The organism is Streptomyces sp. NPDC057280 (assembly GCF_042668605.1).
In the GTDB taxonomy this organism is placed as follows: Bacteria; Actinomycetota; Actinomycetes; order Streptomycetales; family Streptomycetaceae; genus Streptomyces.
On sequence record NZ_JBHUYR010000008.1, the window covers coordinates 321,105 to 343,931 of the forward strand.

18 protein-coding genes are annotated in these 22,827 nt (G+C 71.5%); 7 read left to right on the forward strand and 11 right to left on the reverse strand.

Going from position 1 to position 22,827, the window contains the following annotated elements; genetic code table 11:
* Positions 1–3: 3 nt before the first annotated feature.
* From ACFUO4_RS36100 to ACFUO4_RS36130, 7 genes are all read right to left on the reverse strand, one after another.
* Positions 4–615: an ADP-ribosyltransferase gene (locus ACFUO4_RS36100; RefSeq protein ID WP_383492824.1), complete on the reverse strand. Its 612-nt coding sequence runs from the start codon at positions 613–615 to the stop codon at positions 4–6.
* An 86-nt stretch (positions 616–701) separates the two neighbouring features.
* Entirely contained in the window at positions 702–1,880 is a 1,179-nt protein-coding gene (locus tag ACFUO4_RS36105; RefSeq protein WP_383492827.1) for a hypothetical protein, read from the reverse strand.
* A complete protein-coding gene (locus ACFUO4_RS36110) occupies positions 1,880–2,680 on the reverse strand; it encodes a polysaccharide deacetylase family protein (protein WP_383492830.1) in 801 nt (266 codons plus the stop codon). The genes ACFUO4_RS36105 and ACFUO4_RS36110 overlap by 1 nt, the downstream gene beginning before the upstream one ends.
* Before the next feature lie 20 nt (positions 2,681–2,700).
* Positions 2,701–3,204 carry an ATP-binding protein gene (locus ACFUO4_RS36115; protein WP_079306065.1) on the reverse strand — a complete coding sequence of 168 codons (504 nt, stop codon included), beginning with the start codon at positions 3,202–3,204 and terminating at the stop codon, positions 2,701–2,703.
* 300 nt (positions 3,205–3,504) lie between these two features.
* The gene (locus ACFUO4_RS36120) at positions 3,505–4,272 is read right to left on the reverse strand and encodes an enoyl-CoA hydratase/isomerase family protein (protein ID WP_079306063.1); all 768 of its coding nucleotides are present in this window, start codon (positions 4,270–4,272) and stop codon (positions 3,505–3,507) included.
* 79 nt (positions 4,273–4,351) lie between these two features.
* Positions 4,352–5,596, reverse strand: coding sequence for an Ig-like domain-containing protein (locus tag ACFUO4_RS36125; protein WP_383492835.1), 1,245 nt, complete (start codon positions 5,594–5,596; stop codon positions 4,352–4,354).
* Between the two features lie 167 nt (positions 5,597–5,763).
* Positions 5,764–6,981: an Ig-like domain-containing protein gene (locus tag ACFUO4_RS36130; RefSeq protein WP_383492838.1), complete on the reverse strand. Its 1,218-nt coding sequence runs from the start codon at positions 6,979–6,981 to the stop codon at positions 5,764–5,766.
* Positions 6,982–7,133: 152 nt separating this feature from the next.
* On the opposite strand from ACFUO4_RS36130, the gene glgX reads away from it, so the two are divergent.
* The 3 genes from glgX to ACFUO4_RS36145 all read left to right on the forward strand — a co-directional run bounded on the left by glgX (position 7,134) and on the right by ACFUO4_RS36145 (position 11,888).
* Positions 7,134–9,374: a glycogen debranching protein GlgX gene (gene glgX / locus ACFUO4_RS36135; protein ID WP_383492841.1), complete on the forward strand. Its 2,241-nt coding sequence runs from the start codon at positions 7,134–7,136 to the stop codon at positions 9,372–9,374.
* Between the two features lie 9 nt (positions 9,375–9,383).
* Positions 9,384–10,400, forward strand: a complete 1,017-nt coding sequence (locus ACFUO4_RS36140; RefSeq protein ID WP_383492843.1) for a hypothetical protein — start codon at positions 9,384–9,386, stop codon at positions 10,398–10,400.
* An 87-nt stretch (positions 10,401–10,487) separates the two neighbouring features.
* Positions 10,488–11,888: a sulfatase-like hydrolase/transferase gene (locus tag ACFUO4_RS36145; RefSeq protein ID WP_128111960.1), complete on the forward strand. Its 1,401-nt coding sequence runs from the start codon at positions 10,488–10,490 to the stop codon at positions 11,886–11,888.
* On the opposite strand, the gene ACFUO4_RS36150 is transcribed toward ACFUO4_RS36145, so the two are convergent.
* From ACFUO4_RS36150 to ACFUO4_RS36165, 4 genes are read right to left on the reverse strand one after another with little or no spacing between them, the layout of a single operon-like run.
* The gene (locus ACFUO4_RS36150) at positions 11,885–12,529 is read right to left on the reverse strand and encodes a response regulator transcription factor (protein WP_079306051.1); all 645 of its coding nucleotides are present in this window, start codon (positions 12,527–12,529) and stop codon (positions 11,885–11,887) included. The two genes, ACFUO4_RS36145 and ACFUO4_RS36150, sit on opposite strands and share 4 nt — an antisense overlap.
* Positions 12,522–13,754: a sensor histidine kinase gene (locus ACFUO4_RS36155; RefSeq protein WP_383492848.1), complete on the reverse strand. Its 1,233-nt coding sequence runs from the start codon at positions 13,752–13,754 to the stop codon at positions 12,522–12,524. Before ACFUO4_RS36155 ends, ACFUO4_RS36150 begins: the two co-directional genes overlap by 8 nt.
* 25 nt (positions 13,755–13,779) lie before the next feature.
* On the reverse strand, positions 13,780–14,514 hold the full coding sequence (locus ACFUO4_RS36160; RefSeq protein WP_383492907.1) for an ABC transporter permease: 735 nt from the start codon (positions 14,512–14,514) through the stop codon (positions 13,780–13,782).
* Positions 14,515–14,549: 35 nt separating this feature from the next.
* Complete coding sequence (locus ACFUO4_RS36165) at positions 14,550–15,455, reverse strand: ATP-binding cassette domain-containing protein (protein WP_383492851.1); 906 nt, start codon at positions 15,453–15,455, stop codon at positions 14,550–14,552.
* A 183-nt stretch (positions 15,456–15,638) separates the two neighbouring features.
* Here ACFUO4_RS36165 and ACFUO4_RS36170 point away from each other — a divergent pair, with 183 nt between their 5' ends.
* The 4 genes from ACFUO4_RS36170 to ACFUO4_RS36185 are packed head-to-tail and all read left to right on the forward strand — an operon-like array spanning position 15,639 to position 22,810.
* The gene (locus ACFUO4_RS36170) at positions 15,639–17,405 is read left to right on the forward strand and encodes an ABC transporter ATP-binding protein (protein WP_383492854.1); all 1,767 of its coding nucleotides are present in this window, start codon (positions 15,639–15,641) and stop codon (positions 17,403–17,405) included.
* The gene (locus tag ACFUO4_RS36175) at positions 17,402–19,267 is read left to right on the forward strand and encodes an ABC transporter ATP-binding protein (protein WP_079306044.1); all 1,866 of its coding nucleotides are present in this window, start codon (positions 17,402–17,404) and stop codon (positions 19,265–19,267) included. Before ACFUO4_RS36170 ends, ACFUO4_RS36175 begins: the two co-directional genes overlap by 4 nt.
* 19 nt (positions 19,268–19,286) lie before the next feature.
* The gene (locus tag ACFUO4_RS36180; RefSeq protein WP_383492859.1) at positions 19,287–21,059 is read left to right on the forward strand and encodes an ABC transporter ATP-binding protein; all 1,773 of its coding nucleotides are present in this window, start codon (positions 19,287–19,289) and stop codon (positions 21,057–21,059) included.
* Positions 21,056–22,810, forward strand: coding sequence for an ABC transporter ATP-binding protein (locus ACFUO4_RS36185; protein WP_383492861.1), 1,755 nt, complete (start codon positions 21,056–21,058; stop codon positions 22,808–22,810). Before ACFUO4_RS36180 ends, ACFUO4_RS36185 begins: the two co-directional genes overlap by 4 nt.
* The last annotated feature ends 17 nt before the right edge of the window (positions 22,811–22,827 follow it).

Here is a 22,827-nt window from a genome sequence, read left to right on the forward strand (position 1 = left end):
CTCTCAGTGCCAGGCCTCGTAGTGCGGGTTGCTCTGACAGCCGCTCATGATCTCGACCTTGGTGGTCTTGTTCACGGGGCAGACGCCGATGATGTACTTGCGGGCGATGCCGCCGGGGAAGGCGACCTCGACCTGGTCGGCCCACTTGTGGGTGTCGCCGATGGTCTTGTTCACGTCCACGCCGCCGGGGGCGTCGATGTAGTAGTTGTAGCCCGACTTCCACCAGGTCTTGTACAGGTCGTGGTCGTAGGTCGTGGAGACGTACGGGGAGGGCTGGTTGACCAGGACGTACTTCTCGATGTCGTACTGGCCGTTCACCACGTCCTTCGGTTTGAAGCCCTCCGCGAAGACGATCTCGGGGCCGCGGCCGTCGCTGCGGTAGAGGGTGCCGCAGCTCTTGCGCCAGACCGGCTCGGGGGTGATGCGGCTGACGTCGACGGTGCGGTCGGCGGCGGCCTTGACGGGGTCGTCGAACTGGACCTTGCAGTCCGGGGTCGCAGGGGCCTTCGCAGGCGCGGCGGGCCTGGCGGGGGCGGTGGCCGCCGTGGTGGCGACGACGGCGGCGAGGGACAGGGCGGCGGCAGCGGCACGCCGCCGCAGGCGAGTGGTGATCATGGAAGCACCATCCCGGCCCGGCCCGGGCGGGCCGGGGATCTTCACTCGTGCGGCGGCGTGTCAACTGACCGAGGATCAACCGGAGATCAGCGGAAGATGCCCGTGTGCCCCAGTGAGTAGCGGCCGGGCTGCGGGTAGACGGCGAGGCCGTGGGGTCCGCTGCCGACCTTGATGCGGGCCAGCTGCTCGCCGGTGCGGGTGTCGACGGCGTACACCTCGGCGTTGTAACGCCCGGACAGCCACAGCACCTTGCCGTCCGCGGAGACGCCGCCCATGTCGGGGCTGCCGCCGTCCGGCAGGCGCCACTTCTTCGTCACCTTGTCCTGTGCGAAGTCCCAGACGGAGATGGTCCCTTCACCCCGGTTGGAGACGTACATCTCGCGCGAGTCGCGGCTGACGTAGAGGCCGTGGGTGCCCTTGCCGGTGGGGATGAGCTTCGGCCGGCCGAACGTGGCGCCGTCGAGGACCCACATGCCGTCGGCCATCATGTCGGCGACGTAGAACCGCTTGCCGTCCGGCGAGATCTTCACGTCCTGCGGCATGGCCCCGCGGAAGGGCAGCTTCTGCTGGCCGACGACCTTCATCTTCTCGGTGTCGACCTTGAGCAGTTCGCCGCTGAACTCGCAGGAGACGATGAAGTACCGGCCGTCGAGGGAGAAGTCGGCGTGGTTGACGCCGTAGCAGGTGACCGGGACGGTCTTCTTGCGCTCCATGGTGTGCGGGTCGCGGAAGACGAGTTCGCGGTCGAGAGAGGCCATGACGACGGCGTACTTGCCGTTGGGTGTGAAGTAGAGGTTGTACGGGTCGTGCACCTCGACCGGCTTGCCCGCCTTGCCGGTTCTCGGGTCGATGGGTGTGAGGGTGTGGCCGCGGTTGTTGTTGACCCACAGCGTCTTCATGTCCCAGGAGGGGACGACGTGTTGGGGCTGGCGGCCGACGTGGATCGTCTCGATGATCCGGTACGTCTTCGGGTCGATGACGGAGACCGTGTCGGACTCGGTGTTGGGGACGTACACGCGGGACGGGAAGTCCTTGACCACCGGGGAGAGCTTGTCGGGGCGGTCGGCGGCGTACACGTCCTGCGGGTCGAGGACCGGCGGCATGCCGGGCAGCCCGTGGACGGGCTTCTTCTTCGGCGGCGCGGGGACGGCCGCCCGGGTGGCGGTGTGCTCGGGGGCGGCGTGGTCCCGGGTCTCGGTGCCGCAGGCGGTGAGGGCGGCGAGGACGACTCCGGCGGCGAGGGTCTGCTTCACAAGGCGGTGCATCAGCTGAACAGCTCCGTGGTGGTCACCGCGGCCAGGCCGCGGCGGTCGAGTTCTTCCAGTACGGCGGGGAGGGCGGCGACCGTGTCGGCGTACCCGAAGTGCAGGCTCACCACGGACCCGTTCCGGACCTCGGCGAGCACCTTGCGGGTGATCGCGGGGGCGCCGGGGGAGGTGAAGTCCAGGGAGTCGACGTCGTACGACAGGACGTGCGGGTAGCCGACGCGGCGGGCCAGCCGTTCAACGAGCGGGGAGGCCCGGGCGGCACGCGAGGGGCGGAACCAGCTGCCGATGGAGCCGGTGAGCGTGCGCAGCCGGTCGGCGCAGCCGGCGATCTCGGCGAGCGCGTCCGCTTCGGACATGTCATTGACGCCGAGGTGGTGGAGGGTGTGGTTGCCGAGGTCATGGCCGCCGTCGAGGATGCGGCGGGCGAGCTCGGGGTGGGCGTCGAGCCAGGTGCCGACGGCGAGGACGGTGAGCCGGGCGCCGCGTTCCTCGGCCGCTCGCAGCAACGCCGTCGCGGTGGCGGGGTCGCCGTTGCCGTGGAAGGTGAGGGCGACGCGGGGGCGGGTGCGGGGGCCGTGGCCGAGCTGGGCGGGGCGGCCGGGGAAGCGGCGGGGGCCGGGGGCGGGGGGTTTCGCCGAGGGGCCGGCGGACTTCGAGGGGGCCGGACGGGCGACGGCACTGCTGGTGGCGGGCGCCGGATGTGCGACGGAACCGCTGGTGGCGCACCCGGCGGTGAACGCGAGGCCGGCGGTGGCGCGGAGCACTGTCCGACGATCGGTAGTGGTCACTTGCCCCATTTAAGGGCGGTTTGCCCCCGCTACCGATCAGCGACCCGCATCTCGAACCACGTCGTCTTCCCGCGCGGCAGCAGATCGACGCCCCAGCGGTCGGACAGCTTGTCCACCAGGAACAGCCCCCGCCCGCTGATGTCCATCTCCTGCACCGGCATCAGGCACGGCAGCCCGCGCGAGGGGTCGCGCACCTCGACGCGGATCCAGCCGCGCCGCCGGCGCATCCGGAGTCCGAAGACCCGCGCTCCCGTGTGCCGTACCGCGTTGCCGACGAGTTCGGAGACGAGCAGGACGGCGTCCTCGGTCATCTTGGGGGTGAGGCCCCACTGGCGCAGGACGACCACCTGGGTCAGCCGACGGGCGGCGGCCGCGGACTCGGGGCGGGACGGAAGCGGAACCTCCGCCTCGGTCGGGTCTCCGAACAACTCCAGCGCCTTCTGCGCGTGTTCGTCCTCGACCGTCGGCGACCAGCGCGCCGCGGTCGCACGGCCGTGTCCCCGCGGCTGTTCGATACCCTCCAGCCCCGCCATGCCCCCATCATGGCCGCCCCGGCCGTCCTCCGGGGCCGTTCCTGTTGAATACGCCCCCCGGAATCCACCATTCCGAAGTGGCCGATCGGCATATGCCAGAGGCAGTTCAGGGTCATCGACAGCCTGTCTGACCTGCGGTGGAGGCTCGGTTGGAGGCAATCGACGGTCCCCCTCGACAAGGCAGACTTAAGGTTGCCTTAAGGCTCCCATAAACCGCCCCATCGAGGGACCCGGATCAGACAGTCCGTCAATTGCAAGTGGTTCGGGGGAGTTTCACCATCGACTTCGTCACTCCGGTCCTCAGAGGAACTTCGCCTTCCCCGGGCCCTCCTCGACGAAGCTGCGCATGCCGATCTCACGGTCGGCGGTGGCGAACAGGCCCGCGAACCAGTTCCGTTCGACGGCGAGCCCGGTGTCGATGTCGGTCTCCAGACCGGTGTCGATCGACTCCTTCGCGGCGCGCAGCGCGATCGCCGGCCCCTGCGCGAGCTTCGCCGCCCACGCCCGCGCCTCCGTGTACACGTCGGCGGCGGGGACGACCCGGTCCACCAGGCCCAGCTTCTCCGCCTCGTCGGCCTTGACCATGCGGCCGGTGAAGATGAGGTCCTTCGCCTTGGACGGGCCGACGAGCCGGGCCAGGCGCTGGGTGCCGCCCGCGCCCGGGATCAGGCCGAGCAGGATCTCGGGCTGGCCCAGCTTGGCGTTGTCGGCGGCGATCCGGAAGTCCGCGCACAGCGCCAGCTCGCACCCGCCGCCCAGCGCATAGCCGGTGACGGCCGCGACGACCGGCTTGGGGATGCGGGCCACGGCCGTGAACGAGTCCTGGAGGGCGCGGGCGCGCAGGACCATCGCGGTGTGGTCCATGTTCTGCATCTCCTTGATGTCCGCGCCGGCCGCGAACACCTTCTCACCGCCGTAGATCACCACGGCCCGCACGTCCTCACGACGCGTCGCCTCCTCGGCGAGCTCCTTGAGCCGGTCCTGCGTGGCGACGTCCAGCGCGTTCATGGGCGGACGGTCGAGAAGGATGGTGCCGACGCCTTCGGCGACTTCCAGAGTTACGGTCATGGAGGCAGGTTAACGGCCACTAACGACATCGGCCCCGGTGGAGTACCTCACACCGGGGCCGAGAGCCGATACGGACGTGCTACTTCTTCCACTCCGCCCAGGACATGTTCCAGCCGTTGTAGCCGTTGTCCGGGGCCACCGTGGCGTCGTTGGAGTGCTTCACGACCACCACGTCGCCGATGATCGAGTGGTCGAAGAACCACGCGGCCGGCGCGGAGCGGTCGCCGCCGCCGCGGTTGTCGCGCAGGCCCACGCAGCCATGGCTGGCGTTGTAGTTGCCGAAGGCGTCGCCGCCCCAGTAGTTGCCGTGGATGAAGGTGCCCGAGTTGGTCAGGCGCATGGCGTCGGGGACGTCCTTGATGTCGTACTCGCCGCCGTAGCCGACCGTCTCGCCGTTCATCCGGGTCACCCGGAGGCGCTCACTGATGACCATCTGGCCGTTCCAGGTGTCGTAACCGGGCTTGCCGGTGGTGACCGGGAGGGTCTTGACGACCTTCCCGTCCTGCATGACCTTCATCGTGTGCTTCTTGGCGTCCACGATCGAGACCTGGTTGCGGCCGATGGTGAAGGAGACGGTCTTGGCCTGCTTGCCGTAGACGCCGTCCCGGCCCTCGACGCCGTCGAGGTTGAGGTCGACGGTGACCTTGGTGCCCTCGGCCCAGTACTTCTCGGGGCGGAAGTCGAGGCGGTCGTTGCCGAACCAGTGGCCCTCGACGTCGACGGCCGGCTCGGTCTTGATGCTGATGGCCTTCTCGACGTCCTCGGGGTTGGTGATGCCCCGGGTGAAGCGGATCGAGAAGGGCATCCCGACGCCGACCTTCGAGCCGTCCTCCGGCGTGAAGTTGCCGATGAAGGTGTTCTTCGGCGTCAGGGTGGTGAAGCTGGAGTCCTCGGCGGCCTCACGGCCCGCGGAGTCCTTGGCGACCGCGTGCACCGTGTACTTGGTGGACCCGGCCAGGTGGGTGGACGGCGTCCAGGAGGCGCCGTCGGCGGATATCTCGCCGTCGACCTTGTCCCCCTTGGCCGTCTTGACCTCGACGGCCGTCAACTTGCCCTTGCTGGCGCTCACCTTCAGGGCACCGCTGGTCTCGACGGCCTTGGCGCCGTCCTTGGGCGCGATGGCGACGACCGCCACCGACTGCTTGCTCTCCGCGACGCTCGCGTCCTCGCCCTTGCCGGCGCCCGGCTTGCCGTCCGAGTCCCCGCCGCCTCCGCCGCAGGCCGTGACGGCGACCAGCATCACCCCGGACACCACGGCCATCCAGCCCTTGCGTCGCCGCCCGCCTGCGTCAACCGACGCCCCCGGTATCGGTCGCACGTTCAAAGTGTTTCTCCCCTCGCCGGGCCCGGTCCAGGCCCGCAACCCCCTGCGCGTCCCGCGCACTCGGCGCATATTAACCACAAGATCCCGGCCGTCGGCGGGGTGCGATTGTCACCGTTCGGTCCCAACCGCGCCCCCTGCACCACCCGTCGACCCGGCCCCCCACCTGGTTACTTCACCGCGCTGCCCGCCTTCCACTCCTTCCATCCCATGTTCCATCCTCCGAGCCCGTTGTCAGGAGCGACCTTTTTGTCATTGCTGTGCACGACCTCGACGACGTCCCCGACGAGGCTGCGGTCGAAGAACCAGCCCGCGGGGGTGTCCGAGCTGCCCCCCTTCACGTCCCGCAGACCGACACAGCCATGGCTGACATTGACCTTCCCGGGGGCGTCCGGCGCCCAGTAGTTGCCGTGCAGGAAGGTGCCGGAGTCGGTCAGGCGCATGGCGTGCGGGACGTCCGGGATGTCGTACTCACCACCGAAGCCGACCGTGCGGCTGTTCATGCGGGTCACTTCCAGCATCTCGGTGACGACCATCTTGCCGTTGTAGGTCGTGGTGCGGGGTGCTCCGGCGGTGATCGGCACAGTGGCGAGGAGCTCTCCGTCCCTCCTCACCTGCATGGTGTGCTTGGCGGCGTCGACGAGGGAGACCTGACTGCGGCCGACGGTGAAGGAGAACGTCTTGTACTGCAGGCCGTAGACACCGGGGGCGCCCTCGACGTCCCGCAGGCGCAGCGCGACGGTCACCTGGGTGCCGGGCTTCCAGTAGTGCTCGGGACGGAAGTCGAGGCGGCCCTTGTCGAACCAGTGGGGGCGGATCTCGACGGGCGGCTTGGCGGTGACGTGGACGGCGCGTTCGACGGCGGCACGGTTGTCGATGTCGCGGTTGAAGGTCAGGGAGACGATCATTCCGGTGCCGACCGTGGAGCGGTTCTCCGGGGCGACGTACCCGATGAAGCGTTCGTCGGGGACGTAGGTGGTGAAGGTGGTGTGCCGGGCGGAGCGGCGGCCGTGGCCGTCGAGGGCGACGGCGTCGACGGTGTACTTCGCGGCGAGGGCGAGCTCGGACTCGTCGGGCTCCCAGCGCAGGCCGTCCTCGGAGACGCGGCCGGGCACCGGGGTGTCCTGCGCGTCCTGGGACTTGACGACCTTCACCGACTCCAGCCGGCCGCTGGGCACCCGCACCCTGAGCCGGCTGTCCCGCCCCACGCCCTTGCTGCCGTCGTCCGGGGTGACCCGGATGACGTCCTCGGGTGCGGGCGGTTTCCCGAACCCGCCGAGGTCGAGCCCGCCGGACCCCGAAGTGCAGCCGGCCAGCAGTCCTGCCCATGTCAGTACGGCGGCCAGACCGGTCGCCACGCGCCGAGCGCGCCCGTGTGCATGCCTCACAGGGGGTCCAACGATCGGGGCGGCCCAGGGGAAACGTGAGTGCGAGCCAAGCGCTGGGCAGAACAGTGGGGAGGACGACGCGACGGGGAGCCGCGGCCGGGACGCTGTGCGCCCTTTTTGACGTCGTTCCGCGAGCCGTGGGAGGCCCTGAGGTGTCCAGCGCAGCCGAGCAGGAGGCGGTGGCCGAGGACGTACGTCCGGCTGTCGTGAACGGTGCGCGGCACACGCCGTCGGCACCGGCCGTGCCCGTGTGGCCGGGTACGCCCGTGCCGTTGGGGGCCCGGTTCCGGGTGGGACCGGACGGGGTCGCGGGGACCAACTTCGCCCTGTGGGCGGGCGGCGCGGAGGGCGTCGAACTGTGCCTCTTCGACGAGCGGGGCAAGGAGACCCGGGCGCGGCTGACCGAGCTGACGCACGAGATCTGGCACGGGTTCGTGCCGGGCGTGATGCCCGGGCAGCGGTACGGCTACCGGGTGCACGGGCGCTGGGACCCGTGGACCGGCGGACGCTGGAACCCGGCGAAGCTGCTCCTCGACCCGTACGCCCGCGCCGTGGACGGCGACTTCAGCCTGCCGCCCGAGGTGTACGGGCACGTCCGTGACTGGCCCCAGCAGCAGGTCGCGGACACCGTGCGCGACGAGCGGGACTCGGCGCCGTACGTCCCGAAGGGCGTGGTCGTCCACGACGACGCCCCCGACGACGAGTGGGCGGACGACCGCCGCCCGAAGACACCGTGGGCGGACTCGGTCATCTACGAGCTGCACGTGCGCGGCTTCACGAAACTGCACCCGGGAATCCCCGAGGAACTGCGCGGCACCTACGCCGGGCTGGCGCATCCGGCGGCCGTCGAGCACCTCACCAAGCTGGGCGTCACGGCCGTGGAGCTGCTCCCGGTGCACCAGTTCGCCCATGAGGACCATCTCCTGCGCCGCGGCCTGAAGAACTACTGGGGCTACAACTCGATCGGCTACTTCGCCCCGCACGCCGCGTACGCCGCCTCCGGCACCACCGGCCAGCAGGTCGGCGAGTTCCGGCGGATGGTGCGCGCGCTGCACGAGGCGGGCATCGAGGTCATCCTCGACGTGGTCTACAACCACACCGCCGAAGCGGGCGAGCTGGGCCCGACGCTGTCGCTGAAGGGCATCGACAACCGGCGCTACTACCGCCTCCAGTCGGACGCCCGCAGGTACGCCGACTACACGGGCTGCGGCAACACCCTGCACGTCGTGCAGCCGCACGTCCTGCGCCTCATCACCGACTCCCTGCGCTACTGGGTCACCGAGATGGGCGTCGACGGCTTCCGCTTCGACCTGGCGGCGGCGCTGGCGCGCTCGATGCACGACGTCGACATGCTGTCGCCGTTCCTCGCGGTGATCGCGCAGGACCCGGTGCTGCGACGGGTGAAGCTGATCGCCGAGCCGTGGGACGTCGGCTCGGGCGGCTATCAGGTCGGCGCCTTCCCGCCCCTGTGGACGGAGTGGAACGACCGCTACCGCAACGCCGTACGGGACTTCTGGCGGGGCGCGCTGCCGGACGTACGGGACCTGGGGTACCGCCTCTCCGGCTCCAGTGACCTGTACGCCTGGGGCGGCCGCCGCCCCTACGCCTCCGTCAACTTCATCACCGCGCACGACGGTTTCACCCTGCGCGACATGGTGTCGTACGAGCGCAAGCACAACGAGGCCAACGGCGAGGGGAACCGGGACGGTTCGGACGACAACCGGTCGTGGAACTGCGGGGCCGAGGGCGAGACGGACGAGGAGCGCGTACGGGCGCTGCGGCGCCGCCAGTTGCGCAACCTGCTGACGACGCTGCTGCTGTCGACGGGCGTGCCGATGCTGGTGGCGGGTGACGAACTGGGCCGGACACAGCGCGGGAACAACAACGCGTACTGCCAGGACAACGAGATCAGCTGGCTGGACTGGGGGCTGCTGGAACAGCCGGGCTGGAAGGCGCTGTTCGAACTCACCTCCCGCCTGATCGACCTGCGCCACCGACACCCCGTGCTGCGCCGCCGCGCCTTCTTCTCCGGGCGGGCGCACTCCGCGGACGGACTGCGCGATCTGGCGTGGTTCACGGCACGCGGGACGGAGATGACGGAACGGGACTGGTACGCGCCGGCGGCCACACTCGGCATGTACCTCTCCGGCCGGGACATCCCCGGGCGCGACGAGCGCGGCGCCCCCGTCCTCGACGACAGCTTCCTCGCCGTCCTGCACGCCGGCGACCGCCCGACGAGCTTCGTGCTGCCGGGGCCGCCGTGGGCGGAGCGGTACGAGGTGGTCGTCGACACGTCCCGGGAGGAGCAGTCGGAGGCGCCGGGGGTGGTGCACCGGGCGGGGGCGGCCATCACGGTGCCGGCGCGGGCGGTGCTGCTGCTGCGGGTGGGGTAGGAACCGGCGGTGACCAATGGGAACACGTACTTCCTGAGGGACAACGACCGGTCGCCCCGGGGGCGGCAGGACCGGGCCAGGGGGCGGCGGCTGATCGTCGTCGGGTGGCTGCTGAGGGTGGGTGGGGCCGTGCTGGGGCTGGGGAGCATCTGGATCTTCCAGTTCTGCCTGCGCACCGTCCTGGACGACGCCGCGCACCGCGGCCGGTGGCTGCTGATCATGCTGGTGTGTGTCGTGGTCTTCTTCCTCGGCTGGTCCGCGTTCGCCCTGGGCCGGGTCTGGGCGCAGGCCGGCCGCCGTCACACCGCCGCGATCCTCGACCCGCTGCGCGCGACCCACTCGACCGGGCACGTCCTCTATCTGCGCCCCTTCGACCTGGACCCGGTCATGTCCGCCATGCCCCTGGAACTGTCCGGCGGTGGAGCGGGCGCGGCCAACCTCTTCTTCCTCTCCGGACGGACCCAGGAGGAGGACCTGGTCCGGCGCTTCGGGCGGCTGGGCCGGGTGGTCGCGATCGGCCGCCCCGGGGAACCGTTGCCGCAGGTCGGCGCCGAGCGCATGTACGTGGCCGACGACGCGTGGCAGCGGGTGGTGAGCGGGCTGATCGCACGGGCCCGGGTGGTCACCCTGTCGGTGGGCACGGGGCGGGGCACGGTGTGGGAGTTCATGGAGTCGCTGCGTGTGCTGCCGCCCGAGCGGCTGGTGCTGTTGATCTACTGCGACCGGACGGCCTACGACGAGTTCCGCGAGGTGGTGGCGGAGCGGTGCGCCCTCCCCGCGTATCCGCCGCCCGCCCGTGCGGAGCGCCCCCGGTGGGAGGTGCTGATGAACGGTGGCCGCAAACGGCTGCTCTGGGACTTCGCGTTGAAGGGCGTGATCGTCTTCGGTCCCGACTGGCAGCCGCGGTTCGTGCGCTTCGATCCGTCGACGCTGCGGGTGCCGAGCGTGTTCTCGGTGCGCAAACTGCTCCGGCGCGAACTCGACCCGGTGCTGGACCGGCTGGCGGCCCTCCCACCGCCCCGCTGAGGTCCGCGTTGCGGGGCCATTGCAGCCCCGTGAACTCCGCCTGTGATTCCTGGCCAGGGCACCTGTCCGGCGATCAGACTCGGCCGCATGCCGAAGATCTCCCGCCGCACGTTCGGTGGTCTCGTCGGGGGCGGCGCCGTGACCGCCGTCGCCGGTACGACCACGGCCGCCGCCGCGGCCGAACGCCCCTTCACCGCTCGTCCCGCCGCCGCCTCCGGCAAGCGGCCCAACATCCTCGTCATCCTCGGCGACGACCTCGGCTGGGCCGACCTCTCCTCCTACGGCGCCCCGCACATCAGGACGCCGCACCTGGACCGGCTGGCGCGGCAGGGGGTGCGGTTCACGGACGCGTACTCGGGCTCGGCGACCTGCTCGCCGACGCGGTTCAGTCTGTACACCGGGCGGTATCCGGGCCGTACGCCGGGCGGGCTGGCCGAGCCGATCGGCAACCGGACGCAGGGGCTGGACCCGCACCACCCCACCCTCGCCTCGCTGTTGAAGAAGGCGGGTTACGCCACCGCCCTGATCGGCAAGTGGCACTGCGGCTGGCTGCCCGACTACAGCCCCACCAAGTCGGGCTGGGACGAGTTCTTCGGCAATCACGGCGGTGTCCTGGAGTACTTCTCCAAGCTCGGCCAGCTCGGCGACTACGACCTCTACGAGGGCGACGCCACCTACAAGGACCTGCGCTACTACACCGACGTCCTGACCGAGCGGGCCGTGGAGTACGTGGGCCGGGAGCACCGCTCGCCCTGGCTGCTGAACCTCAACTTCACCACCCCGCACTGGCCCTGGCTCGCGGAGGGCGACGAGGAGACCGGCGCCGAGATCGAGGCGAAGATCCGCGCCGCGAAGTCCCCGGCCGAGGTCGTCGCCGCGCTCAACCACTACGACGGCGGCTCGGTCGAGAAGTACGCGGAGATGGTGGAGTCCCTGGACGCGGCCGTCGGCGAGGTGCTCGCCGCGCTGCGCCGCTCCGGACAGGAGGAGAACACCGTCGTGGTGTTCGCCAGCGACAACGGCGGCGAGCGCTACTCCTACAACTGGCCGCTCAGCGGCGAGAAGTTCGTCCTCCTGGAGGGCGGCATCAGGGTGCCGACGATCGTCCGCTGGCCCGCCCGCATCGACGGCCACCAGGTCAGCCACGAGCCCAACTTCTCCCCCGACTGGACGGCGACCCTGCTGGAGTTCGGCGGCGCCCGCCCCGACCCGGCCTACCCCCTGGACGGCACGAGCCTCGCGGGCTATCTGCTGCGCGGCGAGAAGCCGCCGGAACGCGACCTGTTCTGGCGGGTGCGGGCCAACCGGGCGCTCCGGCGCGGCGACTGGAAGTACTACCAGGACGCGAACAAGACCGACCACCTCTACAACCTGGCCGCGGACTCCCGCGAACAGGCCGATCTCGCCCCGGACGAGCCGGAGTTGCTGGCCGAACTGAAGGCGGCGTGGGAGAAGACGGCCGCCACGCTCCTGCCGTACCCGAACTAGCCGAGAATCCCCCGCTGGTACGCCGTCGCGACCGCCGCCGCGCGGTCGTTGACGCCCAACTTGGCGTACAGGTGGGTGAGATGGGTCTTCACGGTCGCCTCGCTGATGAAGAGTTCGCGGGCGATCTCGCGGTTGGACGTGCCCTTGGCGACGAGCGCCAGCACTTCGCGTTCGCGGGCGGAGAGCGGCTCGTTGCCGGGGGCGCGGACGGCCGAGACCAGGCGGGTGGCGACGGCGGGCGACAGCACCGTACGGCCCTGCGCCGCCGCACGGACCGCGGTGAACAGTTCGTCGCGCGGGGCGTCCTTGAGCAGATAGCCCGTCGCGCCCGCCTCGATCGCGGGCAGGGTGTCGGAGTCGGTGTCGTACGTCGTCAGGACGAGCACCTTCGCGCGGGCGCCTCGGCGGGTCAGTTCCCGGATGGCGTCGACTCCCCCGCCGCCCGGCATCCGCAGGTCCATCAGGATCACGTCCGGGTCGAGGACGGCGGCGCGTTCCAGCGCCTCCACGCCGTTCGACGCCTCGCCGAGGACGGTGAAGCCGGGGGCGTTCTCGAACATGCCGCGCAGACCGTCCCGTACCACGGGATGGTCGTCGACGATCAGCAAAGAGACCTGGTCGTTCCCGGCGGAGTCAGTCATGGCGGACCAACGGTACGCGAGCCGACAGCGCGGTGCCGTGCCCCGGTTCCGACTCCACCGTGAGGGAGCCCGCGATGCGTTCGGCGCGGGCCCGCATGCCGTCGAGGCCGAAGCCGCCGGCCCGGGTGCGTTCGGGGAGGGCGGCGGGGTCGAACCCGCGGCCGTCGTCGCGGATGTCGAGAATGACCTCGTCGCCGAGGTAGGAGAGGGTGACGCCCACGCGGTCGGCCCGGGCGTGCCGGGCCGCGTTGGACAGGGCCTCCTGGACGATCCTCAGCAGGGTCGCCGCGACCTCGTCGTGGAGCTGCTCGGCGGTACCGGTCACGGTGAACTCGGCGCGTACACCCGTCCGTTCGCCCCAGTCGGCGACCGTCTTCTTCAGGGCCTCCGCGAGGCCCGCGTTCTCCAGCGCCACCGGGGCGAGGTTGTGCACCGAGCGGCGGGCCTCGCCGAGACTGTGCCGGGCCAGGTCCGAGGCCCGCTCCAGGTGGGTGCGTGCCACGTCCAGGTCGGGGGCGTTCGCGACGACCTGGAGCTGGGCGATGATGCCGGTCAGACCCTGGGCGATGGTGTCGTGGATCTCGGCCGCGAGCCTCCGGCGTTCGTCGGCCACGCCCGCTTCCCGTGCCTGGAGCAGGAGTTGGGCGTGAAGGGCGGCGTTCTCGTCGAGCGCCTGCTGCAACGCCTCGATCGTGGCGGCGCGTTCACGGGACCGCTGCTCCTCCTGGTAGGTGAGGTGGGCGACGGCCATCAGCAGCGCGTTGTTGACGACCAGCAGCCCGCAGAAGACCGCCACCTGCCCCCAGTTGCGGAACGGCAGCCCGCCCGACTGCGAGCCCGCCACCACGATCGACGTGGCGAACAGCCCGAACCGCTGCCGGCGCACTCCGGGGATCACCTCGTCGGCGTCGAAGTAGCCGGCCACCGCGTAGAACGCGAAGAACGGGTTGAGCCAGGTCAGTCCGAAGGAGATGACCCAGCGCAGCACGTAGTAGACGACCCCGCGCCGGGACGGGACACGACGGCCCCGGCGCGGCCCGTGCCACAGCTGGAGCACGAGCGCGGCGACCACCAGGGGCCCGGCCACCCACCACTCGCCCGGCCCCGCCATCACCTCGTCGGAGGTGACGGCGGACAGGAGGGTGCCCATCGCGAGCAGTCCGTAGGGGCCCCAGGTGTGGAACTGGTCCCAGCGCCGCTCGATCGCTGCGTCGGCCGCGGTCATGTCCCCAGTGTGCACGGCGGACCGCCTACTCCCACCGGAACCAGCGCGCGGCGGCGCCCGTCAACAGGACCGTCCAGGCGACGAGGACGCCCAGGTGGGTCCAGCCGATCCAGTCACCCGCGGCGGCCCGGTTCAACGCCTCGGCGGCCGCCCCGAACGGCGTGCAGCCGACGATCCGGGCGAGGACGTCCGGCATGGTCTGCACCGGCGCCCACAGGCCCGCGCAGAACATCGCCGGGAAGAACACCGCCGACCCGATGGCACCGGCGATCTTCGTCGTCCGGGACAGCGCGCAGACGACGGCACCGAGCGCGAGGGACACGAGGACGGCCAGCACCAGGGCGAGGAGATAGCCCGCGGGCTGCTGCGGCAGTCGTACGTCGAAGGCGAGCCGCCCGACGGTGAGGGCGAGCAGCGCGGAGGCGAGGGCGGCGCCGCCGAACACCGTCATCTGGGCGGCGAGCAGCGCCGAGGGCCGTACCGGAGTGGTGGCCATGCGGCGCAGGATGCCGCGTTCGCGGTAGCCGGTCAGCGTCTGCGGCATCGCCTGGAGGCCGCCGACGATCAGGCCGAGCAGCACGGCGACGGGGACGTACACGTCGATGGTCCGCAGCCCGCCGAGGTCGGCCTCGGCGTGCCGGAAGGACGGGACCGAGCCGAGGATGACCAGGAGCAGGGTCGGGAAGAGCAGGATCCAGAAGAGGGCGCCGGGTTCGCGGCGGAAGAGGCGGATCTCGGTGCGCAGGACGGCGGCGTTCATGCCCTGCCGCCGTGCGTCGTTCACCAGGGCGGTGCTCATGCCGCGGTCTCCTTCGTCAGGTCGAGGAACGCGTCGTCGAGGGTGGCCTCGGTGACGCGGAGCTGGTGTGCGGTGACGTGGCTGCGGGCGAGCAGTGTGATCACGGCGTTGACCGTCTCGTCGGTGCCGGCGAGCGTGACGCGGCCGTCCTTGTGCGCGATCGAGGCGAGCGCCGGCAGGGCGTTGAGGTCGCGGTCGTCCAGCGGGGCGGAGGGCGTGAAGCTGATGACTGTCGCCCCCGCCGAGCGGCGGATGAGGCCGGCCGGGGTGTCGAGGGCGGCGACCCGGCCCTTGTCGATGACGGCGATCCGGTCGCAGAGCCGCTGGGCCTCCTCCATGAAGTGCGTGACGAGCAGGACGGTGACGCCGCCCGCGCGGATGTCCTCGATCAGCTCCCAGGTGTCCCGGCGGGCCCGCGGGTCCAGGCCGGTGGTGAGTTCGTCCAGGACGACGATCCTCGGGTTGCCGATGAGCGCGAGCGCGATGAACAGCCGCTGCTTCTGGCCGCCGGACAACCTCGCGAACCGGGTGGTGAGCTTCCCGGCCAGACCGAGGCGTTCGGCGAGCGGCCGCCAGTCGGCGGGGCGGGCGTGGAAGGAGGCGTAGAGCTCCAGCGCCTCGCGGACGGTGAGCTTGGCCTGGAGCTCGCTCTGCTGGAGCTGGGCGCCGAGGACGCGGGCCACGTGCGCGTGGTCGGCGATCGGGTCGAGGCCGGTGACCCGGACACGGCCGGCGTCGGGGACGCGCAGGCCCTCGACGCACTCGACCGTGGTGGTCTTGCCGGCTCCGTTGGGGCCGAGGACGCCGAAGATCTCGCCCTCCTGCACGGTGAAGGAGACACCGTCGACGACGGGCCGGCCGCCGTAGGACTTGCGCAGTTCGCTGACTTCGATGACGGACATGGCATCAGCGTCGCGGGACGGGCGGTGTCCGCACATCGGCCGTCGCGCTCGAAGGCGCATCAACCGATCGGTTGATACGCCCGTACGACCCCTTGAACGCGCAGGTCGTAGGACCAAGGCCCGACCCCGGTCCGGCCAAAACTCGGTGGGCGTTGTCAGTGCCGATCCGTAGGCTCGCTGCTGATGTCCACGACACGTGCAACCACCCGGAAACGCTCCGCCGTCAGAACCCTGCTGCGCCTGTGGCCGTACGTCAGACCGGTGCGGGCGCGGCTGTTCACCGCCGCGTTCGTCGCGGTCCTGGCCTCCTGTACGGGCCTGGTGATCCCGCTCGTCCTGAAGTGGATGGTGGACGGCCCCGTCGCCGACCGGGACCCGGCAGGGGTGTGGCTCGGGGCGTTCTTCCTGCTGTTGCTGGGGTTCGGTGAGGCGCTGCTGTTCGGGCTGCGGCGGTGGCTGGTGGCCCGCCCGCTGTCGCACGTCGAGGCGGAGATGCGCGCGGACCTGTACGGCCACCTGCAACGGCTGCCGGTGGCCTTCCACGACCGGTGGGCGTCCGGCCAGTTGCTGTCGCGGGGCACCACCGACCTGATGCTGCTGCGCATGTTCCTGGCCTTCCCGCTGACGTTCCTGCTGGTCAACAGCGTGACGATCCTCGTCGGCGTGATCATCATGCTGATCCAGGACTGGACCCTCGGGCTGGTGATCCTGGCGCCCGCGGTCCCGGTGATCGTCTCCTGTCTGCTCTTCGAGCAGCGCTACTCCTCGGTGGCCCGGCAGGCACAGGACCAGGTCGGTGACCTGACGACGGTCGTCGAGGAGAGCGTCCTCGGCATCCGCATCATCAAGGGCTTCGGCCGGCACCGCAGCCAGGCGCGGGCGTTCTGGGAGCTGTCCCGGACGCTGCGCGGCACGGAACTGCGCAAGGCCCGGCTGCTGGCCACGATCCTGACCGTCATCGTGACACTGCCGGAGGTGGCGATCGGGGCGGCGCTGGTGCTGGGGTCGGTGCAGGTGGCGGACGGGGAGCTGTCGGCCGGGACGCTGGTGGCGTTCCTGTCGACGGCGCTGGCGCTGCGGTGGCCCATCGACTCGATCGGCTTCCTGCTGGCGATGAGCCAGGACGCGGCGAGTGCGACGGAGCGGTATTTCGAGGTGATGGACGAGGCACCGGAAGAGACCTCCGTCGTGAGCGCGACCGGCGCCAAGGGCACCGGCCTCCAGTTCCACGACGTCCGCTTCCGCTACCCCGACGCCGCCCCCGGCTCACCCCCCGTCCTCGACCGCGTCGACCTCCACATCCGCCCCGGCGAGTCCATGGCGCTGGTCGGCGCGACGGGCAGCGGCAAGACGACCCTCACCGCGCTGGTCCCCCGCCTGCACGAACTCACGGACGGCCGCATCACCCTCGACGGCGAGGACATCACCGCCATGTCCCGCGAAGAACTGCGCTCCCTCGTGGCGATGGCCTTCGAGGAACCCACGCTCTTCTCCGCGAGCGTCGGCGAGAACGTCCTCATGGGCGCCGACGACCGCGAACTCGACCGCGCCCTGTCCATCGCGCAGGCCGACTTCGCGCACGCCCTCCCCCAGGGCACCGACACCAGGATCGGCGAGCAGGGCCTCAGCCTCTCCGGCGGCCAGCGCCAGCGTCTCGCGCTGGCCCGCGCGGTCGTCGGCAGGCCCAGGTTCCTCGTCCTGGACGACCCGCTGTCCGCGCTGGACGTGCACACGGAGGCCGCGGTCGAGGCCGCCCTGCGGGACGTGCTCGCGGACACCACCGCCCTGATCGTCGCCCACCGCCCGTCGACCGTGCTGCTCGCCGACCGGGTGGCGCTGCTGTCGGGCGGCCGTATCACCGCCGTCGGCACGCACCACGAACTGCTGCGGACGAACGCCGAGTACGCCCATCTCATGTCCGGCTCAGGGGAAACGGAGGACGCCCGATGACCGCGCCGACGACGGCCGCGCCCGCCACCGCCGACGACGACGAACGGGAACCGCAGGTCCGGGAGAAGGCGGGCGACCCCTTCGACCGTGACGTCCTGCCCACCCCGCCTCGCGCGACCTCCGCCCTGCTGCGCTCCCTGCTCGCGCCGATGAAGGCCCGCGTCGCCCTCACCAGCTTCCTGCTGCTGCTCCAGCAGGCGGCGGTGCAGGCGGGGCCGCTGCTGGTGGCGTACGCGATCGACAGTGCCGTGCCGGCGTTCCGGGAGGACCGGCACGGGCCGCTGATGGCGGTCGGGGTGGCCTATCTGCTGTGCTCGGTGGCCTCCGGCGGCCTGCAGTACGCGTTCATCCGCGCCTCGGCCCGTGTCAGCCAGGACGTGCTCCTCGATCTGCGCGGCCGCATCTTCCGGCACGCCCAGGCGCTCAGCGTCGACTTCCACGAGCGCTACACCAGCGGTCGCCTGATCTCCCGCTCCACGACGGACGTCGAGTCGCTGCGCGAGCTCCTCAACGAGGGCCTCCAGGAGCTGATCACGGTCATCCTGTCGTTCGTCTACATCTCGGCGATGCTGCTCTGGCTGGACCTCGGCCTCGGCGCGGTCGCGGTGGCGTCGTTCGTGCCGCTCTACCTCCTCGTACGGAACTACCGGCGCCGCGCGGGACGCGTCTACACGCTCCGCTCGACGGCCATCGCCGCCGTCATCGTGAAGTTCGTCGAGACGATGAACGGCATCCGCCCGGTGCGGGCGTTCCGCCGGGAGGCCGCCAACGACGCCGAGTTCGCCGTACTGAACAAGCGCCACGAGCGCACCAACGGCGACGCGCTGCTGGAGATGGCCCGCTATGTCGTCGGCTCCCGGCTGGTCGCCAACACGGCGGTCGCACTGATCGTGCTGTGGGGCGCCTACCGGGTGGCGGGCGGCTCACTGGAGCTGGGCGTGCTGGCGGCGGCCGTGCTGTACCTGCGCCGCCTCTACGACCCGATCGACCGCCTGGGCATGTTCCTCAACTCCTACCAGTCGGCGGCGGCCTCACTGGAGAAGATCGCGGGCCTGCTGGCCCAGACCCCGTCGGTCCCCGAGCCCGCCAAGCCCCGCGAACTGCCGCCCCTGGAGTCGGAGCACCCCGGCCGCGAGGTCGTGTTCGACGGCGTCCGCTTCGGCTACCGCACCGGCGGCGAGATCCTCCCCCGCTTCGACCTCACCCTCCCCGCGGGCCAGACGGTCGCGGTCGTCGGCTCCACGGGCGCCGGCAAGTCGACCCTCGCCAAGCTCCTCGCCCGTTTCTACGACCCGACGGCGGGCCGGGTCCTCCTCGACGGCGTCGATCTGCGCGACCTGTCCGTGCCCGAACTGCGGCGCGGGGTCGTGATGGTGACGCAGGAGGCGTTCCTGTTCTCCGGCACGGTCGCGGACAACATCGCCATCGGCCGCCCCGACGCCACCCGCGAGGAGATCGAGCGGGCCGCGAAGGCCATCGGCGCCCACGAGTTCATCAGCGCCCTGCCCGACGGCTACGACACCGACGTCCGCAAGCGCGGCGGCCGCATCTCCGCGGGCCAGCGTCAACTGGTGGCGTTCGCAAGGGCGTTGCTCGCCGACCCGGCCGTGCTGATCCTCGACGAGGCGACCAGCTCGCTCGACATCCCCGGCGAACGGGCGGTGCAGCGCGCGATGTCGACGGTGCTGCACGGCCGTACCGCCGTCGTGATCGCCCACCGGCTCTCCACGGTCGAGATCGCCGACCGGGTGCTGGTGATGGAGCACGGCCGGATCGTCGAGGACGGCCCGCCGGCCGAACTCATCGCGGGCACGGGCAGGTTCGCGGACCTGCACCGGGCGTGGCGGGACAGCCTGGCGTGAGTCTCCGAGGGGGTTACCAGTGATCGACGCGTACGAGGACCCCGGCACGCCCGACAGCCGCGGCGGCTGGCACTACCTGTGGTGGCTGGTCCGCCGCCAGCCCGGCCGCTGCGCCCTCGGCGCGCTGTTCGCCAGCGTCTGGATGGTGCTGCTGGCGGCGACGCCGTACCTGATGTCCAAGGCGATCGACGAGGGCCTGGAGCCGGGCGACCTCGGGACGCTCACGCTCTGGGCGACCGCGCTCTTCCTCGTCGGCGCCTTCAACGCGTGGCTGAGCATCATGCGGCACCGCACGATGACCCGGGTCAGGATGGACGCCAACTTCCGCACGGTCAAGGTCGTCGTCGGCCACGCGGTCCGGCTGGGGGCCGCGCTGCCGCGGCGGGCGGGGGCCGGCGAGGTCGTCACCATCGGAGTCGGCGACGTCCAGACGATCGCCTCCGCCCTCACGGTGGTCGGCCCGGGCGTGGGCGCGATCATCGCCTACCTCGTGGTCGCGGGCCTCCTGGTCTCCGTCTCCCCGGTCATCGCCGCGGTCGTCCTGCTCGGCATGCCGGTGATCGTCGGCCTCGTGGGCCCGTTCCTCACCCGCCTCCAGGGCGCCGAGACCGAGTACCGGGACCGCCAGGGCATCCTCACCGCCCGCATCGCCGACCTCGCCGGCGGCCTGCGCGTCCTCAACGGCCTCGGCGGCAAGGGCCTGTTCGCCGACGCCTTCCGGCGCGACTCCCAACGGCTGCGCGAACAGGGCTACCGGGTGGGCGCGGTGACCAGCTGGGTCCAGGCCCTCGGCGTCGGCCTCCCGACCCTGTTCCTGGCGGTGGTCACCTGGCTGGCGGCCCGACTGGCCGCCCAAGGGGACATCAGCATCGGCGAGTTGGTGTCGGTGTACGGCTATGTCGCGGTCCTGGTCGGCCCGGTGGCGTTCTGGGTGGAGTGCGGCTACATGCTGAGCCGGGGCGTGGTGGCGGCGCGGAGGGTCGTACGGTTCCTGAGCCTGGAGCCGATGGAGGACAGGGGAACGAGGGACGCCCCCGCGGAGCCGTCGGTCCTGCACGACCCGGAATCGGGCGTACGAATCCTGCCGGGCCGCTTGACGGCGTTGGCGGGGGCGCGTCCGGCGGATACGGCGGCCGTACTGGACCGGGTGGCCCGGTACACCCCGTCGACGGCGACCTGGGGCGGGCTCCCGCTGGACGAGATCCGCTTGCCCCAGATCAGGGCCCGCATCCTGCTGGCGGACCATGAGGCGGACGTGTTCGCTGGAAAACTCCGAGAGGTGCTGACGCCGGTAAGGGGCGCGGGGAACTGCGCGACCAGCCACGACGGCGCCGCACCCGCCACACAACAATCCGAGGCACCCCTTCCCGCGCACATCACCTCCGCCCTCCACACAGCCGCAGCCGAGGACATAGTCCAAGCCCTCCCCGACGGCCTCGACTCCCCCATTGACGCGAACGCCCGCAACCTCTCCGGCGGCCAACGCCAGCGCATCCGCCTGGCAAGAGCCCTGGCAGCCGACCCCGAGGTCCTCCTGGCCATAGAGCCCACGTCAGCCCTCGACGCCCACACGGAGGCCCGCGTGGCCACCCGCCTCAAACAAGCCCGCCAAGGCCGCACCACCGTCGTCACCACCACCTCCCCCCTCGTCCTGGCGCACGCGGACACCGTCATCCACCTGGTGGACGGCAAGGTCGCAGCCACCGGCACCCATCAGGGCCTCCTCGACCACGACCCGGCGTACCGGGCCCTCGTGGCGAGGGACACCGACGCGGAGGAGCCCGTACGGTGACGACTTCCGGCCACCTCCCCATCGCCACCGCCGCCGACGTCCGCCGGGCGACCCAACGCCTGATCCGCGCGGACCGAAGCGCCTTCGCCGCCACCCTCGCCCTCAACGCCGCCGCGGCGATCGCGGGCCTCGGCGGCCCCTGGCTGCTGGGCCGCATCATCAACGAGGTGAAGGCGAAGGCCGGCGTCGGCACGGTCGACCGCCTCGCCCTCGCCCTCCTCCTCTGTGCCGTAGCGGAGCTGCTGCTGGCCCGCTGGGCCCGCTTCGTCGGCCACCGCTTCGGCGAACGCACCCTCGCCAGGGTCCGCGAGGAGTTCGTCGACCGGACCCTCGCCCTGCCCGCGTCGACGGTCGAGAGGGCGGGCACCGGTGATCTCACCGCCCGCGGTACCGCCGACGTCTCCACCGTCGGCACCACCCTCCGCGACGCGGGCCCCGACCTCCTCATCAACGCGGTCCGTTTCCTGATCGCGCTCGTCGCGGTGTTCGTGCTGGCCCCGCTGCTCGGCGTGGTCGGTGTGTGCGGTCTGCTGCCCGTCTGGTTCGCCCTGCGCTGGTATCTGCGCCGCGCCCGGGACGGCTATCTGGCCGAGGGCGCGGCCACCTCGGACGTGGCCGAGATCGTCGCGGCGACCGCGTCGGGGGCGCGCACGGTGGAGGCGCTGCGGCTGGAGGGCGAGCGGATCGCGGCGAGCCGGGACGCGATCGAGACCGCGCGCCGCACCCGTTTCCACACCCTGTACCTGCGCAGCGTCTTCTTCCCGGCCGTCGAGGTGTCGTACGTCCTTCCGATCGCCGGTGTGCTGATCGTCGGCGGTGTGCTGTACACCCACGGGGCGATGAGCCTGGGGGCCGTGGTCGCGGCGGCCCTGTATCTGCAGCAGCTCACCGGCCCGCTCGACCAGATCCTGGTCCGGGTGGAGCAACTCCAGAGCAGCGGCGCCTCGTTCGCACGGGTGGAAGGGCTCGCCCGGGCGCCGAGAGCCACCTCCGGCGAGTCGCCGACCCCGGCCGGCGACCGTATCGACGTGACCGGCGTGCGGTACTCCTACGGCCGTGGCGGTGAGGTCCTGCACGGGGTGGACCTCACCGTGCGGCCCGGGGAGCGGCTGGCGATCGTCGGCCCGTCCGGCGCCGGGAAGACCACGCTCAGCCGGCTGCTCGCGGGCGTCGACGCGCCCACCGAGGGGACGGTGACGGTCGGCGGCGTTCCGGTCGGCGCGCTCGGTCCCGAGCAGCTGCGCCGCCAGGTCGTCCTGGTCACCCAGGAGCACCATGTGTTCCTGGGCACGGTCCGGGACAACCTGCGGATCGCCGAACCCGGCGCCGGAGACGAGGAGTTGTGGTCGGCGCTGGCCGCCGTCGGCGCGGACGGCTGGGTGCGCGAGCTGCCCGGCGGTCTCGACACCGCGCTCGGGGAGGGCGGCCACCGCACCGACGGCTCGCAGGCCCAGCAACTCGCCCTGGCCCGGGTGGTGCTGGCGGACCCGCACACGCTGATCCTGGACGAGGCGACGGCGTTGCTGGACCCGACGACCGCCCGGCACACCGAGCGCGCCCTGGCCGCCGTGCTGGAGGGCCGTACCGTCATCGCGATCGCGCACCGGCTGCACACCGCGCACGACGCCGACCGGGTGGCGGTGATGGAGGACGGCCTGCTGACCGAACTCGGCGCGCACGAGGAACTGGTGGCGGCGGGCGGGGCGTACGCGGCGCTGTGGCACTCGTGGCACGGGGACCGCCCGTCCTGACTTCGCGCGGGGGTCAC